A 16,128-nucleotide genomic window follows, 5' to 3' on the forward strand; every position below is an offset into this window, starting at 1 on the left:
ATCATGTTTGTAAACAAATTTGCAAAATGCTTTGCATTGGCTTGTCTGTCACTTTCTATTTTTTCATGTAGTAGTGATAATAATGATTCGACCGAACCAACCGAACCAACGGTAAATGGTACTAAATATGTTGCCTCTTATTGGCTTGACGATTATACACAGTATATTCTTGATTTTAATTCTATAGATCAGTTAATGACTGGCGAAATCAGTGCTAAAGGAGTTGGAATTGAACAAAACGGATCTTGTTTTCCTATCGAAAATACATTTTTTGCTTTAAGTACTGATGATGAAGGAGCTGCTTCTTTTAAACTTAACAGCAGTGGAAAACTTATACAAGCAGGAAAACTAGCTTTCGAATCGTCTTATGCTGTTGGTTATACAGATGACAAAAAACTAGTCAATATTGGTGCAACTTGGGACGGAAGTTCATCAGATTATGAACTTATGATTTACAATCCTGCAACTGTTTCTATAGAAGGACGTAAGTTTAATGATTTTGCTGTAGACCCAGCTAACAAAAAGGTTTTATACTGGCCAACTGGAGTTGCTGTATCAGGAGATAAACTTTTTGTTCCTGTTTACACTAAAGATGTAACAGACGGAACAAATAAAGTATTATCATCTGATGCGACTGTTAGAATTTACAAATATCCTTCTTTAGAATATGTTACAACAATAAAAGATACTAGAACAACTGCAATTGGAATGTATTATACAAATACCGGAATTGTTCAGACAGAATCTGGAGATGTTTATACATTTTCATCTAATGCACGTGCAGGAGGATATCCTGTTACAACTGCTGCTTCAGGAATTTTACGCATCAAAAAAGGAGATGCTAAGTTTGATCCAGGTTATTTCTTCAATTTAGAAGAAAGTACATTAAAAGGAAAAGTTCTTGCAGCTTATCCATTAGGCGGAGAAAAAGTTTTCATTTCCTATATTCCTAATGATGTAGATGCTGTTAATGCAGTTTACAGTTTCTTAAATACAAAAACAATTTTCAAGTCGGCTATTTTAGATTTATCAAATAAAACTATTCTTGCTGTAACAGGCTTGCCTGATCATGGTGGAGACGAGTTTTTTGGGTTAGGAAGTTTGCTTGTAGATAACGGAAAAGCATACAAAAGTTTTGTTACAGGAGACGAAGCACGTGTTTATCAAATCGATATCGCGACTGGTGTTGCAAAAGCTGGAGCTCTTATCAAAGAAGGCCTTTATTTGCCTACAATTGGTAAACTTACATATTAATTTTATACATTAAAAAATGGCTTGAGGCATTATGAACATAATCCTCAGGCCATTTTGTTTTTACACTTTTTTGTAATCTTATCAAATTTAAATTGCAATGAATATTTTTAAAAAACGTTTAAATAAACCTCCAAATAAAGGAAAATCAAGATTCAGTAAAATCAATGCTTGGCTGCATCTGTGGCTCGGACTTGCTTCTGGAATTGTAGTTTTTATAATGGGAATTACAGGCTGCATTTTGGTTTTTGAACATGAAATAAAAGAACTAACTTCTCCGTGGCTTAAAGTTGAAGCTCAAAGTGCAGATAGAGTTTTGCCTCCTTCTAAAATATATGCAGCTGTTAAGAAAGAATTGCCAGGAAAAGACATTCACGGCTTATGGTATAACGGTTTAGATAAAACAATAAAAGTTGATGTTGCATCTGATGCTTTGATTTATGTAAACCCTTATAATGGAAAAATAACCGGAATAGTTGATCATGAAGATTTTTTTCATGAAATTGATGAAGGACACCGTTATGTTTGGTTGGGTAGAGAAGTAGGAACTGCAGTAACATCTTGGGCAACTCTAATTTTCTTCTTTTTATTGATAAGCGGTATTATTTTATGGTTTCCTAAAAAGTGGAATAAAACAACCATCAATAATAGTTTCAAAATTAAATGGAGTGCCAAATTTAAAAGGCTTAATTATGATCTGCATAATGTTTTAGGGTTTTACTCGCTTCTTTTAGCATTTTTGATTGCGTTAACAGGTTTAATCATGAGTTTTCATTGGGTAAGAGAAAGCACCTACTGGATTACTGGAGGTTTTAGCAATGAAAAAGAAAAGAAAGAAGTTGTTGCTGAAATAAAATCGGATACACTTTTAAAACCTAAATATGATATGTTGACTTCTGCGGATATTATTTTTAATCGAGTTCGTAAAGAAATTGCGAAGCAGAATCATGAGGCCGTAATTATTCATTTTCCAGATGAACCGAAAGATAATTTTTACGCATGTACCGATATGCACAACGGGAATTGGAGAGATTTATATTTTGATCAGAAAACACTAGAATTGCTTCCAAATTCTAAAAAATATATAGGAGATGAGAAATTCCACGATTGGATGAGTCGTTCAAATTATAGCCTTCATGTTGGCGCAATTGGCGGAATAACAACCAAAATTCTCTATTTTACAGCAAGTTTAATCTGCGCGAGTTTACCTATTACCGGGTTTTATATTTGGTGGGGAAGAAAGAAGAAAACAAAGAAAAGCTAGCCGTTACAATTGTTTTTTGAAGAGTCTTTTTGAAGTGAAATAAGCTTTAAAAGGACTTTTTTTATGCTCTTAATCGAAAGATTTTTACGAAAGTGTGTTTATGTCTTTAAAAAGCAAAAGATTTAATTTTAAGGATTTTAGAATGTAAATGATTCTGATTTTAATTGCGCTTTAATAGTTAAATGACAGCTCGTATAGGTAAAATTTAAAGAGCGAATAATTCCAGAAGTTTCTATAATTAGAAAAATTAGTGAATTGCTTCATCTGTTTACTATTGCTAAGGTTGCAACAATAAAACTAAGCACATTATTAAATGTAGAAGAGCCTGTTTGAAGGAACAGGCTCTTAACTAACACAAAAAAAAACAAAAAACAAGGTATTTAAAGAACGAATTTTATATACGGTATGTAAATGCAATTGTCGCAATACGATTATCTAAATCATATTTTTTATCAATAGTAGTTTGCGCAACTGCCGATTTAATGTAGAAATTATTAGTATTGAAAACATCAGTAAAATTGAGTTTGATGCTTCCTTTTTTGGCTAAAACTTGTTTAGATATTCCGATGCTAAAATCAAAGAAACCATCTCTCTGGTAAATTCCAAGATTAGATTTTGACTGATATTGTGCATTTCCTTCTGCTTTCAAGGTTTCGGTTATAGTAAAAGAATTTTGAACACTCAGATTTACTGCCATTATAGGATCAATAGTATTACTGTTTAAAATCTCTCCCATAAATTTATTCTCAAAAACATTAAATAAAGTGTTTACAGACCACCATTTGTTTAACTCAGCCGTATTGGTAATATTAACTCCGTAATTGTATGATTTGTCAACATTTATCTGAGTTGTAATCGTTGTATTGGTGTCTGGATTATAATTGTACACTTCTGTAAAAACATCTTTAGTGCTATTAAAATAAAGAGAAGCCATAAAATTGCTTTTCCAAGCGTAGCCAATTTCCATAGCATGTGTAATCTCTGGAATCAAGTTTGGATTTCCTTGCGAATAATTGAATGAATCATCGTAAAAACGAAACGGATTCAAATCAAACTGGCTTGGTCTATTGATTCTTTTACTGTAAGATGCATGTGTAGAATGATTGCTTGTAAATTCATATTTTAAAGAAAGACTCGGAAACCATTTCAAATAATCATCTTTATGCTCTTCATTTAGAGTTTTCTGATCGATATTGATTGCCGTGTATTCGCTTCTTAAACCAGCCTGAATGTTTAATTTTTCTAACTGATATTTGTAATTTGCATAAGCAGCATAAATCTGTTCGTTATATTCAAAATGATTGGTCGAATTAAAATCGATAAGCCATTCGTTGTTTTCATAATATTCATAAACCGATGGATTATCATTGTTTTTAATGCTGGCTTTAAAACCCCACTCAATAGATTGTTTTTCCTTGAACGGATTTACAAAATCGACTTTTCCTGTAAAAACTCTTAATTGAGAAGGAATATAACCGCGACGATCGTTTACAACAGTAGCGTTTGCAGTATTATCGGCACTCTGGAACTGATTAGATCTAAACTTTGAAGTTTCGTATTCAAAATCAAAAACCATATTTTTTCCTTCGTCATTAAATTTATGTGTACAAGAAAAAGCATATGTATAATCAAACCATTTTTCTTTACTGTCGTTATAAGTCAAGGCATCAAAAATGAGCTGATTTGTAGTATTAAAGACCTTATTCGTTCCGTCTGCCATATTTTGATAGCGTCCAATTTTAGCGTCTACATAAAGCTCTAAATTGGTTTTGGGCGAAACCTCGTATTGTGTTCCAATTTTAAAATTATTAGAAGTCAAAGGCTCATCTGTAATAGAAGTTTGGTGATTTGTAGAAGCAATTTCTTGATGTGTAAGACTTGTATATTGAGTCTGATTGAATGTCTTATGCTCTTCTTCGCCACGGAAAGTATAACTGTAATTTCCGAAAACGCCCCATTTATCTTTATTGTAATTTAAATTGAAACCAGAATTAGTTCTGTTTTTTCGCCCTCTTCCGTAACTCGCAAAAGCAGTCCCTTTTAAACCCGAAGCGTTTGGCTTTTTAAGAATGATATTGATAATACCCGCTTTTCCAGCCGCATCATATTTAGAAGAAGGGTTTGTAATTACTTCAATTTGTTTGATATTGGATGAAGTTGTAGCTTTTAAATAATTAGCTAATTCTTTCTGCGAAAGCTGTGTTAATTTACCGTTTATCATTACAGCAACACCTTGCTGTCCGCGAATAGACAAATCGCCATCTTGCGAAACCACAACGCCTGGCGCACGCGACAAAACGTCAAGAGCAGTTCCGCCTTCAGACACGATGCTGTTTTCTACATTAAAAACAAGACGATCTGATTTTTGAGTGTAAAGTACTTTCTTTTTACTAATCACAATTTCATCTAAAGCATTTATAGTTGTTTCAACAATACTATCAGTTTCTTTTTCTGTTTGAGAATATCCATCATATACCGAAAAAGCAAGCATAAGAGAGGTTATAATTTTTTTCATGTTGTTTGAATTTGGCCTTATTCTAAACCGAGATTTAGAACATAATAATCTTTGTAATTTTTAAAATCAGAATTTATCGCAATACAATTTGTTCTAATTTGTCTGAAAACTTTTTTCGAAGATTTATTACTTGGTTAGGAACAACAGAAATAAGTTTTTTAAGGATAAGGAGGATACGTAACATACCGTGGCATTTAAAATTTGATTTGCCAAATATAATACTATTTATAACAAGTCTAAATAAAAATAGTAATTATTTTTTTAGAAAAACCCTTATTTTACTGATTTGCAGAAAAAAGAAGAAGAAATAAAATAAAAAAGGAGTCTGTTTTATTTAAAAACAAACCCCTTTTTTAACTTAAAATTGTCCCAATAGTTGGGAAGTGAGTAATAACTTATTTGGTAATTTCTCTAAAAACAGCTTCTAGATTTTTATTTTTCTGATTCAATTGTAAAGTTTTTAAACCATTTTCGTTAGCAAAGTCAAAAATAGCCGGTCGCATATCTTTATCTGTTACAAAAGTAAGTTCCCATGTCATGTCATGCGTATTTATGTATGAAGCGATATTTTCGAGTTTAGCCAAAAGTTGTTCTTCTACTTTGTAATCAAACTCAACTTCAATAATTTGCTCTTTGTCTGTTGTAACCAAATGGTCTAATTTATTGTCTGCAACGATCTGTCCTTTGTCAATAATTATAACACGATCACAAATTGCTTCGACTTCTTGCATGATGTGTGTCGATAAAAAAACAGTTTTATTTTTTCCTGCATTTTTAATTACATTACGAATCTCCATTAACTGGTTAGGATCCAGTCCGGTAGTTGGCTCGTCCAAAATTAAAACTTCTGGATCATGAAGCAAAGCATTTGCCAATCCAACGCGCTGGCGGTATCCTTTAGAAAGTTGTCCAATCTTTTTATGACTTTCTGGTGTCAGTCCTGTCAGTTGAATTACCTCTTCAATTCTTGTTTTTGGCACATTATATACATCGGCGTTAAATGCCAAATACTCACGAACATACAAATCCAAATATAACGGATTGTGCTCTGGCAAATACCCAATTGAACGTTGAACAGCTTTGGCCTCCGTCATGACATCGTGACTGTTTACAAGGGCTGAGCCTTCATCTGCCAATAAATATGTGGTCAAAATTTTCATTAAAGTAGATTTTCCAGCTCCATTTGGACCTAAAAATCCAACAATTTCTCCTTTCTCAATCGAAAATGAAATCGAGTTTAATGCTTTTTGTGTTCCGTAACTTTTTGATATGTTGTTTACTTCTATCGACATTGACTTATTATTTGCTACAAAAGTAACGAGAAATAATTTCGATTGCTACATTTTGCCTTTTAAAGTAGTTCTTAAAAAAAACATAAAGTCAACAATTCACGGCACTGTTGTTGTTAAAGGAATGCTAAAATTAAAATAAACCCAAATCATGAAAAAAATGTTAGTGATGGCTGCTTTAGCTATCTGCAGTTTTGCAAACGCACAAAAAGGAACAATCTTAGTAGGTGGTAACATCGGATACACTTCTGAAAAATCAGAATTCAGATTTAGCGATGATAAAGCAAGTACATTTACTTTTTCTCCTAAAGTAGGTTACCAATTTCACGAAAACTGGACAGTTGGAGGAGAATTCTCTCTAAGCACATCTGATATCGATAATACAGATGTAAAACGTAAAGACAACAAATTTAGAACAGGTGGTTTTGTACGTTATACAAAATCATTAAGCCAAACTTTTTCTGTTTTTGCAGATATGGGAGTTGGTTTCCAAACTGAAAAAAACAAAATCTACACTAATGCAAATAACTATGTAAGATATAAAGGAGATGGTGCTTATGTAGATGTAACTCCAGCACTTTTCATCAACATGAAAAAAGGTTTTGGTCTTAACTTCAGCATTGGTGGTTTAGGATACGAAACATTAAGTTTTGATGATAATGGAGAAGATTACAGCAATTTCTACTTTAATTTCGGTAAAACATTCAATATCGGAATCTCTAAAAACTTCTAATCTTAAGTTTATACATTCAATTTCAGAAAGCGCTCCATTTGGGGCGCTTTTTTTATAACTATTTCTTATTCTTATTTTAATTTTTAAGCTGATTAAGGCGAGTTGTTTTTAAGTAATGGTTAAGAAAATAACTACGATTCTATATTGGTATTTTAATTGTTTGTTGTATGTGAAATCTTAATAAATATAACATATGAAAAAAATGCTACTTATTCTTGCATTGGCTATGGTTAGCTATGCAAATGCACAAAAAGGAACAGTATTAGTAGGAGGAAACGTTGGTTATACTTCAGAAAATATTGATCAGCAAGCCGATGAGAGAAAATCGAATTCGTTTACTTTTTCTCCAAAAGTGGGGTATCAATTTCACGAAAATTGGACGGTTGGGGCTGAATTTGCTTTAGCAACTTCAAAAAGTACTGCTTTGGATACAGAATCGAAGTATAAGAATTTAAGAGTTGGGGCGTTTGTTCGTTATACAGTTCCGCTAAATGAAACTTTTTCTGTTTTTGCCGATTTAGGAGCCGGTTTTCAAAATAGAACAAACAAGAATTATCAAAACAATGTGCTTATGTCGGATAGTAAAGCCGATGGTTTCTATACCAATTTAGCTCCATCTCTTTTTATTAATATGAAAAAAGGCTTCGGTTTAAATTTTAGTATTGGCGGTATAGAATATCAAACATTAAGCTATGATAGCGATGATACGAAATACAATAGTTTTTCATTCAATTTTGGAAAAACGGTTAACATCGGAATTTCTAAAAATTTCTAGTCTTAAGTTTATATTCAATTTTAGAAAGCACTCCAATTTGGGGTGCTTTTTTATGATTAGTAATATCTCAAAGTTTGTAATGCATTGTTTTTTTAGTGTTTTGCTACAAAAGCAACAGAAAATCCTGTCGGCATCTTTCTTGGTTCTTAACGGAAGACCTTAGCGAATTGCGGGCTTATCAATCTGAATAATTTTAATTCCTGCTTTTTCTAAATCGACAACTTTGAAATGCGTAATGACTGTTTTTTGCAATGTTCGTTTAAAAGAACATGCCAAAAATGTCGGGAGCAATTTTGTAAAAGATATTGTTGCGCTTCCAGAAATTATAGAATACTACAATAATTGCTGGCAATTATGATTTTATGCTTAAGATTTTGGCGAAAGATATGGCTAGTTATCAGGATTTTGTAATGAATAATTTGTCTACTATAGAAAACATCGCAAATACGAATAGTATTTTTGTATTGGGAGAAATCAAACATAGTGCACCTTTAGAGTTTTAAAGCAGAAGAAAATCCTAAAATAAAATGTATTTTTGAAGTCTAAAATCAAGATTTAGATCATCAATCTAAAATCTTTAATCTACAATCTAAAATCAAATGAACTGGGAACAACTTTTATCATTAAAACGTCAGGGCGATACAAGCAAAAGATTACGTGTAGAACAAGATGATACGCGTTTAGGATTTGAAGTAGATTATGATCGCATTATATTTTCTGCTGCTTTTAGAAGTTTACAAGATAAAACACAAGTTATTCCACTTTCTAAAACAGATTTCGTTCATACGCGTTTAACGCATAGTTTGGAGGTTTCTGTTGTAGGGCGTTCGCTTGGCCGTTTGGTCGGAAAAAAGATTATTGAAAAATATCCTTACTTGAAAGAAGTTCACGGTTATCATATGAATGATTTTGGAGCAATTGTGGCTGCGGCTTCATTGGCGCATGATATCGGGAATCCGCCTTTTGGACATTCTGGCGAAAAAGCAATTGGCGAGTATTTTTCTATAGGAAATGGCCAGAAATACAGAAATCAGCTTACAGATAAACAATGGCAGGATTTAATTGATTTTGAAGGAAATGCAAATGGATTTTCAGTTCTAACGGCAAGTCGTCCAGGAATTGAAGGCGGACTTCGTATTTCGTATGCTACTCTGGGAGCTTTTATGAAATATCCAAAAGAAAGTCTTCCAAAAAAGCCAACTAATAACATCTCAGATAAGAAATACGGTTTTTTTCAGACCGATAAATTATTCTTTGAAGAAGTAGCTAAAGATATGGGAATGATTGCCAATAAATCTGGCGATGATATTGGTTTTGAAAGACATCCTTTGGCGTATTTGGTTGAAGCTGCTGATGATATTTGCTATACAATTATTGATTTTGAAGACGGAATCAATTTAGGTTTGGTTTCTGAAGATTTTGCTCTAGAATATTTGATTAACCTTGTAAAAGACAATATTGGAGTTTCTAAATACAAATCATTAACGACAAAAGAAGATCGTATTAGCTATTTAAGAGCTTTAGCGATTGGAACTTTAATTAACGATGCTGTAAATGTTTTTGTTGAAAATGAAGAAGCGATTCTTGCAGGAAACTTTCCATATGCTTTAACAGAGAAAAGCAAATATAAAGCGCAAATGGATGATATTATCAAATTAAGTATTGAGAAAATTTATCAGAGCCGCGAAGTGATCGAAAAAGAAATTGTGGGTTATCAGATTATTCAAACACTGTTGGATAAATTCATAACAGCATTTAATAACAAGTTTGAAGGAACTGCCTCAAATTACGATAAGTTGATTTTGAAAATGCTGCCAGAAAAACATCATTTAGAAAAAAACAATTTATATGAGCGCCTATTGCATATTTGCCATTATGTTTCATTACTGACCGACGGAAATGCGCTTGAATTGTATGAAATGATTCAGGGACAAAAAAAGCGTTAAATAAAAAAAAGCTTCTTTCAGAAATATTCTAAAAGAAGCTTTTTTTTATAATTATAAATCTTTCTCTCTATTATTGAAAAGCATAAACAAGACCTACACCAAGAACTTGTCTTAACTGCATTCTCGGTCCGTTATTTACCTGAGTAGTTGCTCCTGTTGCTGGATCAACAACATCTTTTTTGGTTTTAATGTCGTCATCATAAATTAAGTGAAATCCAATATTTGCTTTCACATAAGCATTAACAACAAGGTCTAAACGAGTGTCATAATCGATGTCGACATTTCCAAATTTGTTCAAATAATCAGTATATAAACTTAGCCTGTTTTCGTAAAAAACGTTTTTATAAATTTCGTTTTTCATATAAGCTGTAAAAAGAATACCAAATTCGGCTTTTACTTTCTGGCCTTCATCAATCAAAATCTGAGAATTTGGATCTAAAGGATCAGTAATATAAGTTGCTTTCTTAACCCCAAACGCACCTTGATTAGCTAAATCTTGATCTAATACCAAAGTGGTTTTTAATGTTATTGGAGAGAAATAGAAAACTCTATTTTTTTGCTTATTAGAATTCTCGGCTCCAGCTCCCAGAAAGATATAAGCTGGTGCAAAAGGTTTAGAGATTGCAACGTCTGTATTTGGATAATTGTAACCGTTTGTAAATTGTGTATTGAAATTTAATTTTGAAGAGTAATACCAATTTGATGCAGTATCTTTTCTAAACCCATAAGTCGAGTTGAACTGAATAGCGTCGTCTGTTTTTCTTAATTCAGTCCCATCTTGCTTGTTTAAGCCATATTTTACAATAAGTTCGTTAACCCATTTATGATTTTTCTTTGCATAAGTTCTTCCAAATTCTCCTTTAAACAAACCTGAAATAGAACTTGTTCCCCCGGCACTCCAGTTTACAAAAGCAATTTCGGAAATGTCAAAACCAAGCTGATTTTTTTGAGTCCAGTTAGAAGGCGGTTTAGGAACCTGATTTGGACTTAATGTAGTTTGTATAATCTGGGCAAAGTTATTAGAAGTACACAAAAGCAATAACAGCAAAAGGGTAGAACGCAATAATTTCATTGTGGTAATTTTTGTTTTGGTGTCGCAAAATAATTATTTTGAACCGTTAGAAAAAAGATTTATTAAACTTTTAACGTCAATTTTACACAATTGTTGCAGTTGGTTTACTGTTCCATGTTCAATAAACTCGTCTGGAACACCCAAAATTTTTATAGAATTTTTAAAATTATGTGATGCTGCAAACTCTAAAACTGCACTTCCGAAACCACCATTTTTTACGCCATCTTCGACTGTAATAATGTGTTGGAAAGTTTTGAAAATAGTGTCTAATGTGTTGGTGTCTAATGGTTTGATAAAACTAAAATTATAGTGGGCAATCTCATCAGAATGGGTCGATTCTTTAAGAGCTTCTATAACATTATTTCCAATTGTTCCGGCCGACAGTACAGCAACTTTCGTACCATCTTTTAAGCATTTTGCTTCGCCCCAATTTATTTTTTCGTAATGTCCGAAATTTTCTACTTCCCAATTTGGAAGAACTCCACGACCTCTTGGATATCGAATTGCGATAGGATGATCTATTCCTAATTGAACTGTGTACAAGATGTTTTGAAGTTCAATTTCGTTTAATGGAGCATAAATAATCATATTCGGAATCGAACGCAGATACGCAATGTCAAAAACGCCATGATGCGTTGCACCATCTTCGCCTACCAAGCCTGCACGATCGAGGCAAAATATGACAGGTAGATTTTGTAAAGCAACATCATGAATAACTTGATCGTAGGCACGCTGTAAAAATGTCGAATAAATATTGCAGTAAACAATCATTCCTTGAGTCGCCATTCCTGCAGCAAGCGTTACGGCATGCTGTTCTGCAATTCCAACATCAAAAGCACGTTCTGGAAATTCGTCCATCATAAATTTTAATGAACTTCCAGATGGCATTGCAGGTGTGATTCCGATTATTTTTTCATTTTTTTTGGCTAAATCTAAAATAGTCAAGCCAAAAACATCCTGATATTTTGGAGGAAGATTTTCTTCCGATTTTAAATGAATTTCTCCCGTCGAAGCGTCAAATTTTCCGGGAGCGTGATATTTTACCTGATTTTCTTCAGCTTGCTGCAATCCTTTTCCTTTTGTAGTTACAATATGAAGGAATTTTGGGCCTTTGATCTTTTTGAGACGATTTAATTCTTTAATTAATTTTGGAAGATCATGACCATCAATTGGACCAGAATAATCAAAATTCAAAGATTTAATGATATTGTTCTGGCGCGGATTTTTTCCGTTTTTAACCGAAGTAAGGTATTTTTTTAAAGCGCCAACACTTGGGTCAATTCCAATTGCGTTGTCATTAAGGATAACGAGAATATTAGCATCTGTAACTCCAGCGTGATTAAGACCTTCAAACGCCATTCCGCTTGCAATTGATGCATCGCCAATAACTGCAATATGCTCTTTGTCAAAATCGCCTTTTAATTTAGAAGCAATTGCCATTCCGAGTGCTGCAGAAATTGAAGTTGAAGAATGTCCGACACCAAAAGTGTCATAAACGCTTTCGCTCCTTTTTGGAAAACCAGAAATACCTCCAATTTGTCTATTGGTATCAAAATTTTCTCTTCTTTCAGTTAATATTTTATGACCATAAGCTTGATGTCCAACATCCCAAACCAATAAATCGTTTGGAGTATTAAAAACATAGTGAAGCGCTATTGTAAGTTCTACAACGCCTAAACTTGCTCCCAAATGCCCTTCTTTTACAGAAACTATATCAATAATAAACTGACGAAGTTCTTGGGCAACTTGGGCGAGCTGTTCTTCTTTTAAAAGACGTAAATCAGCGGGATTATATATGTCGGAAAGTAAATCGCTTTTCATTGTAAGGTAAAAAGCAAATTTACGGTTTTAAATTTAATTTTCTCTTAGAGTCTTATTTCAATAAAATGGGTACAGAATATTGCATTCTCACTTTTTTTCCGTTCGATTCGCCTGGCAGCCATTTAGGGCATAAGCTTAAAACCCTGATGATTTCTTTTTCCAGAGGTTCTTCAACTGCAGGAGCGCATTCAAGAAATGATACAGAACCATTTTTTTCTACAGCAAATGAAAGCGTAAAATTCAGCTTCCAATAATCTACTTCTTCAGGTTTTTTATATTCTTTCATGAAGAAATTATGAAATTGTTCAATGCCACCTGGAAATTCTGCGTTAGAATTTGAAGGTGCTTTTGTAGCTATTAAAGCCTCATCCTTTTTTACTTTATCAGATTTCGAAGTTTTGTTCTCTTCAACTTCTCTAGATGCTATTGTTGTATTTTTTTTTAATTTAAGTTGTTCAACTTTTGGAAAATCTGATGTTGTTTGATCTAATTTTTTCGTACTGATTGCAGTTGTATCCAAAACATCTGTTTTTGCAGTAGAAGTATCTTTCGCACCTTCAATTTTTTTCGGTTCCTGTTGTTTATCTTCTTTGTTTTGACAACTAAATAAAACTCCAGTTATAACTGCATACAACATCACCAAAAAAGATTTGTAGTTTATATTATCAGTTATTTTATGTTTAATTTTCATCATTTAAATGTAATTGGCAAAATGAAAGTTGATCGCACATCCCCATTGTTTGTTTTTCCAGGAATCCATTTTGGACCAGATTCTAAAACTTTAATAACTTTTGCTTCATTTTCTGAAGATTCGTTTTTGGTTACTTGAAAATTAGTTAAAGTGCCATCTCTTTCTACTACAAATAAGATCGACATTTCTCCTTTTTTTGAAGCAGTGTAATTTTTTGCAAAGTAAGAATAGAATTTTTTCATTCCGCCTTTTGGAGCAGGTAAAATATCCAAATCAACTGAATTATATATAATGCTATACTTAAAACGATAATATTCAATAGGTTTAGAAGGAACTACCATTCCCATTGTGACTCTTTCTCTTGGTATTTTTGTTTTTTCTTTTTTAGATTCAATCTGATGCCCATAGCAGGAGGAAACATCTTCATCTTGATTTTGTGTTGGATTGTCAACAATTTCAATTTGATCAATTTTTTTCTTGTTGCCTTCTTTATCTGCACAGCTAAACAAAGTGGTTCCCATTGCAATAAACAAAGCGAGAAGAAATATTTTATGGTAGTTTGTCTGCGAATATAAAACGCGATTAGGAATTTGAATCGTAATGTGATCTAACTGTGATTGTTTAAACCTTCCGCAAATTTTTTGGTTTTGGTTTTGAATGAAATAATGCTGAATTTCTTCTGGAAGCATAGAAGTGAAATCCATCACCGTTTTAGAACAGCTTACACAGAAACGCCCATTTTCAGTTGGAGTCATTTGATCCCAGTTTTCATGGCATGGCTTTGGTATTTCGATTTTGTGTACTATTTCCATTTTTCGAGCACTATTGGGAAACTAATTTTTTCTCTTGTTCTTTTTCCATTTTGTTCACCAGGAATCCATTTAGGTGACAGATTTAAAACACGTGTTATTTCTGATTCTAATTTAGGATTAATATCTTTTGGAAATTGAAATGCAGCCAACGAACCATCTTTTTCTACTACAAATGAAACAATAATGCGATCTTTTGCATTTTCTACTTCTTCAGGCATTTTAAATTCTTGGGCAAAGAACTCATAGAAAGCGTTAATACCACTTGGATAGTCTGCTTTTGTTTCGATTGCAGCTCCCATATAAAACACAGAATCATCTTCTAACGCGAGATCTTGTGGTACTTTTTTTTCACATAAAGGCTGATTTTCATTATATGACAGTTTATCATTTTTTTTGACAAAATTAATTGCGACTATTTTTGAAAGCTTTCTGTTTTTTCTCTCAATGTTTAAACTGTCTTTTTGAACAACAATATTCATTCTGATAGTATCAAGAGTAGGTTTTCCATTAATTATTCTTGGCATCCATTTTACTTTTGAACTTTTTAAAACTCGAATCATTTCTTCTCCAGTTTCATAACCAATATTGTCAAAAACTTTAAATTGTTCTAAAATCCCAGCTTTATTTACAACAAAAGAAACCTCAATTTCTCCTTTAATTCGTCTGGCTTTTTTAGGAATTTTAAATTCATTTTGAATGTATGTGCTAAATCTCTCTAGCCCCCCAGGATATGCAGGTAATACTTCAAAATTTTCAATAGCAGGAGTGCCAGTGATGGTTTCGTAATGAGGTTCGATATAGGCAATAGATCCTTCAGGAACGGCCTTTATAGGCTCTATGTTGGCATATAAATGAGGTGCAGGAGGTGTTTTTTCAACCAAACGGTCTTCATTGTTTGGTTGATCAGGATTTTTTGGTTCATTGTCTGTTACCACTTCTATTTTATCAATTTTCATTTTATTGCCTTCGGTATCGGCACAACTGAATAAAGTGGTTCCCATGGCGACAAATAATGCAATAAAAACATTTTATGATAATGGGTTTGCGAATATAAAACACGATCCGGAATTTGAATAGTAATAGTCTCCAATTGTGACTTTCTAAATCTGCCGCAAATTTTTTGGTTTTGGTTTTGAATGAAATAATGCTGAATCTCTTCAGGAAGCATCGACGTAAAATCAACAACAGTTTTAGAACAGCTCATGCAGAAACGGCCATTTTCATTTGGCATCATTTTGTTCCAGTCTTCAGAGCATGGTTCAGGTATACTGATTTTATGTTTTCTTTCCATATTCAAATTTCAAAATTTAAATGTAGTAAAAATAATGAGTAAAGTTTTACTTTTGCAAGTATGATAAATCCTTTCACCGACGAGTATTTTATGAAAAAAGCTTTGCAGGAAGCCGAAATCGCTTACGAAAAAGGCGAGATTCCTGTTGGAGCTATCATTGTTGTGGCTGATAAAGTAATTGCAAGAAGTCATAATTTGACCGAATTGCTGAATGATGTAACGGCACACGCTGAGATGCAGTCCATCACCGCGGCAGCTAATTTTCTTGGCGGAAAATATTTAAAAGATTGTACGCTTTATGTTACACTAGAGCCTTGTCAAATGTGTGCAGGAGCTTTGTACTGGAGTCAGATTTCAAAGATTGTTTTTGGTGCACGCGATGAACAACGCGGATTTTTAAATATGGGAACAAAACTGCATCCTAAAACTACTGTTGTTTCTGGTGTAATGGCAAATGAAGCAGCAGATTTGATGAAACGTTTTTTTCTTGAAAGACGTAAATAAGCTTTAGATACCTTGTAGGGTAGTTTATAAACTTCAACAAAAGTTAAATAATCATTATTAGAGAATTTTCTTCTTAATTAACCCGAAAATACGTTACTTTTATCGTGATTTAATTCGTGTTTTGCTGTTGTAATTTTTAACGGTATAGCGCATTAAATTCTCAA

General features: G+C 32.9%; 15 protein-coding genes and 1 pseudogene. 7 read left to right on the forward strand and 9 right to left on the reverse strand.

Annotation, left to right across the window (positions count from 1 at the left end):
* The first annotated feature begins 3 nt into the window (after positions 1-3).
* Both AC1Q5Z_RS12125 and AC1Q5Z_RS12130 read left to right on the forward strand, forming a co-directional pair.
* Positions 4-1,254: a DUF4374 domain-containing protein gene (locus AC1Q5Z_RS12125; RefSeq protein ID WP_198854616.1), complete on the forward strand. Its 1,251-nt coding sequence runs from the start codon at positions 4-6 to the stop codon at positions 1,252-1,254.
* 97 nt (positions 1,255-1,351) lie between these two features.
* A complete protein-coding gene (locus tag AC1Q5Z_RS12130) occupies positions 1,352-2,515 on the forward strand; it encodes a PepSY-associated TM helix domain-containing protein (RefSeq protein ID WP_492445007.1) in 1,164 nt (387 codons plus the stop codon).
* A gap of 394 nt (positions 2,516-2,909) precedes the next feature.
* Here AC1Q5Z_RS12130 and AC1Q5Z_RS12135 read toward each other — a convergent pair whose 3' ends face one another.
* Both AC1Q5Z_RS12135 and gldA read right to left on the reverse strand, forming a co-directional pair.
* Positions 2,910-5,030: a TonB-dependent receptor domain-containing protein gene (locus AC1Q5Z_RS12135; protein ID WP_492445009.1), complete on the reverse strand. Its 2,121-nt coding sequence runs from the start codon at positions 5,028-5,030 to the stop codon at positions 2,910-2,912.
* 395 nt (positions 5,031-5,425) lie between these two features.
* Positions 5,426-6,322, reverse strand: a complete 897-nt coding sequence (gene gldA, locus AC1Q5Z_RS12140; RefSeq protein ID WP_198854613.1) for a gliding motility-associated ABC transporter ATP-binding subunit GldA — start codon at positions 6,320-6,322, stop codon at positions 5,426-5,428.
* 148 nt (positions 6,323-6,470) lie between these two features.
* Between gldA and AC1Q5Z_RS12145 the strand changes: the two genes are divergently transcribed.
* Both AC1Q5Z_RS12145 and AC1Q5Z_RS12150 read left to right on the forward strand, forming a co-directional pair.
* A complete protein-coding gene (locus AC1Q5Z_RS12145) occupies positions 6,471-7,052 on the forward strand; it encodes an outer membrane beta-barrel protein (RefSeq protein ID WP_286967919.1) in 582 nt (193 codons plus the stop codon).
* Positions 7,053-7,245: 193 nt separating this feature from the next.
* A complete protein-coding gene (locus tag AC1Q5Z_RS12150) occupies positions 7,246-7,827 on the forward strand; it encodes an outer membrane beta-barrel protein (protein WP_492445012.1) in 582 nt (193 codons plus the stop codon).
* A gap of 162 nt (positions 7,828-7,989) precedes the next feature.
* Here AC1Q5Z_RS12150 and AC1Q5Z_RS12155 read toward each other — a convergent pair.
* A pseudogene (locus AC1Q5Z_RS12155) lies at positions 7,990-8,052 on the reverse strand (hypothetical protein); the annotation flags it as partial.
* Positions 8,053-8,213: 161 nt separating this feature from the next.
* On the opposite strand from AC1Q5Z_RS12155, the gene AC1Q5Z_RS12160 reads away from it, so the two are divergent.
* Together AC1Q5Z_RS12160 and AC1Q5Z_RS12165 are read left to right on the forward strand one after the other, a co-directional pair.
* Complete coding sequence (locus tag AC1Q5Z_RS12160) at positions 8,214-8,330, forward strand: Lrp/AsnC ligand binding domain-containing protein (protein WP_233074045.1); 117 nt, start codon at positions 8,214-8,216, stop codon at positions 8,328-8,330.
* Between the two features lie 96 nt (positions 8,331-8,426).
* Positions 8,427-9,773, forward strand: coding sequence for a deoxyguanosinetriphosphate triphosphohydrolase (locus AC1Q5Z_RS12165; RefSeq protein ID WP_492445014.1), 1,347 nt, complete (start codon positions 8,427-8,429; stop codon positions 9,771-9,773).
* A gap of 70 nt (positions 9,774-9,843) precedes the next feature.
* Here AC1Q5Z_RS12165 and AC1Q5Z_RS12170 read toward each other — a convergent pair whose 3' ends face one another.
* The 6 genes from AC1Q5Z_RS12170 to AC1Q5Z_RS12195 are packed head-to-tail and all read right to left on the reverse strand — an operon-like array spanning position 9,844 to position 15,460.
* Positions 9,844-10,845, reverse strand: coding sequence for a DUF3078 domain-containing protein (locus AC1Q5Z_RS12170; RefSeq protein ID WP_198854608.1), 1,002 nt, complete (start codon positions 10,843-10,845; stop codon positions 9,844-9,846).
* A gap of 33 nt (positions 10,846-10,878) precedes the next feature.
* Positions 10,879-12,666: a 1-deoxy-D-xylulose-5-phosphate synthase gene (locus tag AC1Q5Z_RS12175; protein ID WP_492445016.1), complete on the reverse strand. Its 1,788-nt coding sequence runs from the start codon at positions 12,664-12,666 to the stop codon at positions 10,879-10,881.
* 52 nt (positions 12,667-12,718) lie between these two features.
* On the reverse strand, positions 12,719-13,360 hold the full coding sequence (locus tag AC1Q5Z_RS12180; protein ID WP_343587956.1) for an energy transducer TonB: 642 nt from the start codon (positions 13,358-13,360) through the stop codon (positions 12,719-12,721).
* Positions 13,357-14,169: an energy transducer TonB gene (locus AC1Q5Z_RS12185; RefSeq protein ID WP_343587958.1), complete on the reverse strand. Its 813-nt coding sequence runs from the start codon at positions 14,167-14,169 to the stop codon at positions 13,357-13,359. The genes AC1Q5Z_RS12180 and AC1Q5Z_RS12185 overlap by 4 nt, the downstream gene beginning before the upstream one ends.
* Positions 14,160-15,125 (reverse strand): energy transducer TonB, encoded by a 966-nt coding sequence (locus AC1Q5Z_RS12190; RefSeq protein ID WP_492445019.1) that lies wholly within the window; start codon positions 15,123-15,125, stop codon positions 14,160-14,162. The genes AC1Q5Z_RS12185 and AC1Q5Z_RS12190 overlap by 10 nt, the downstream gene beginning before the upstream one ends.
* Positions 15,122-15,460, reverse strand: a complete 339-nt coding sequence (locus AC1Q5Z_RS12195) for a hypothetical protein (protein WP_492445021.1) — start codon at positions 15,458-15,460, stop codon at positions 15,122-15,124. Before AC1Q5Z_RS12195 ends, AC1Q5Z_RS12190 begins: the two co-directional genes overlap by 4 nt.
* 60 nt (positions 15,461-15,520) lie before the next feature.
* On the opposite strand from AC1Q5Z_RS12195, the gene AC1Q5Z_RS12200 reads away from it, so the two are divergent.
* On the forward strand, positions 15,521-15,964 hold the full coding sequence (locus tag AC1Q5Z_RS12200) for a nucleoside deaminase (protein WP_198854603.1): 444 nt from the start codon (positions 15,521-15,523) through the stop codon (positions 15,962-15,964).
* Positions 15,965-16,128 lie beyond the last annotated feature (164 nt).

The sequence above is a fragment of the Flavobacterium sp. GW823-FHT06G12 genome (genome assembly GCF_058794775.1).

Coding starts and splice junctions, on each gene's coding strand:
- AC1Q5Z_RS12160 (WP_233074045.1), top strand. CDS start 8,214: ATGGCTAGTTATCAGGATTTTGTAATGAATAATTTGTCTACTATAGAA.
- AC1Q5Z_RS12150 (WP_492445012.1), top strand. CDS start 7,246: ATGAAAAAAATGCTACTTATTCTTGCATTGGCTATGGTTAGCTATGCA.
- AC1Q5Z_RS12185 (WP_343587958.1), bottom strand. CDS start 14,169: ATGGAAATAGTACACAAAATCGAAATACCAAAGCCATGCCATGAAAAC.
- AC1Q5Z_RS12135 (WP_492445009.1), bottom strand. CDS start 5,030: ATGAAAAAAATTATAACCTCTCTTATGCTTGCTTTTTCGGTATATGAT.
- AC1Q5Z_RS12175 (WP_492445016.1), bottom strand. CDS start 12,666: ATGAAAAGCGATTTACTTTCCGACATATATAATCCCGCTGATTTACGT.
- AC1Q5Z_RS12145 (WP_286967919.1), top strand. CDS start 6,471: ATGAAAAAAATGTTAGTGATGGCTGCTTTAGCTATCTGCAGTTTTGCA.
- AC1Q5Z_RS12195 (WP_492445021.1), bottom strand. CDS start 15,460: ATGGAAAGAAAACATAAAATCAGTATACCTGAACCATGCTCTGAAGAC.
- AC1Q5Z_RS12125 (WP_198854616.1), top strand. CDS start 4: ATGTTTGTAAACAAATTTGCAAAATGCTTTGCATTGGCTTGTCTGTCA.
- AC1Q5Z_RS12130 (WP_492445007.1), top strand. CDS start 1,352: ATGAATATTTTTAAAAAACGTTTAAATAAACCTCCAAATAAAGGAAAA.
- AC1Q5Z_RS12200 (WP_198854603.1), top strand. CDS start 15,521: ATGATAAATCCTTTCACCGACGAGTATTTTATGAAAAAAGCTTTGCAG.
- gldA (WP_198854613.1), bottom strand. CDS start 6,322: ATGTCGATAGAAGTAAACAACATATCAAAAAGTTACGGAACACAAAAA.
- AC1Q5Z_RS12165 (WP_492445014.1), top strand. CDS start 8,427: ATGAACTGGGAACAACTTTTATCATTAAAACGTCAGGGCGATACAAGC.
- AC1Q5Z_RS12190 (WP_492445019.1), bottom strand. CDS start 15,125: ATGAAAATTGATAAAATAGAAGTGGTAACAGACAATGAACCAAAAAAT.
- AC1Q5Z_RS12170 (WP_198854608.1), bottom strand. CDS start 10,845: ATGAAATTATTGCGTTCTACCCTTTTGCTGTTATTGCTTTTGTGTACT.
- AC1Q5Z_RS12180 (WP_343587956.1), bottom strand. CDS start 13,360: ATGATGAAAATTAAACATAAAATAACTGATAATATAAACTACAAATCT.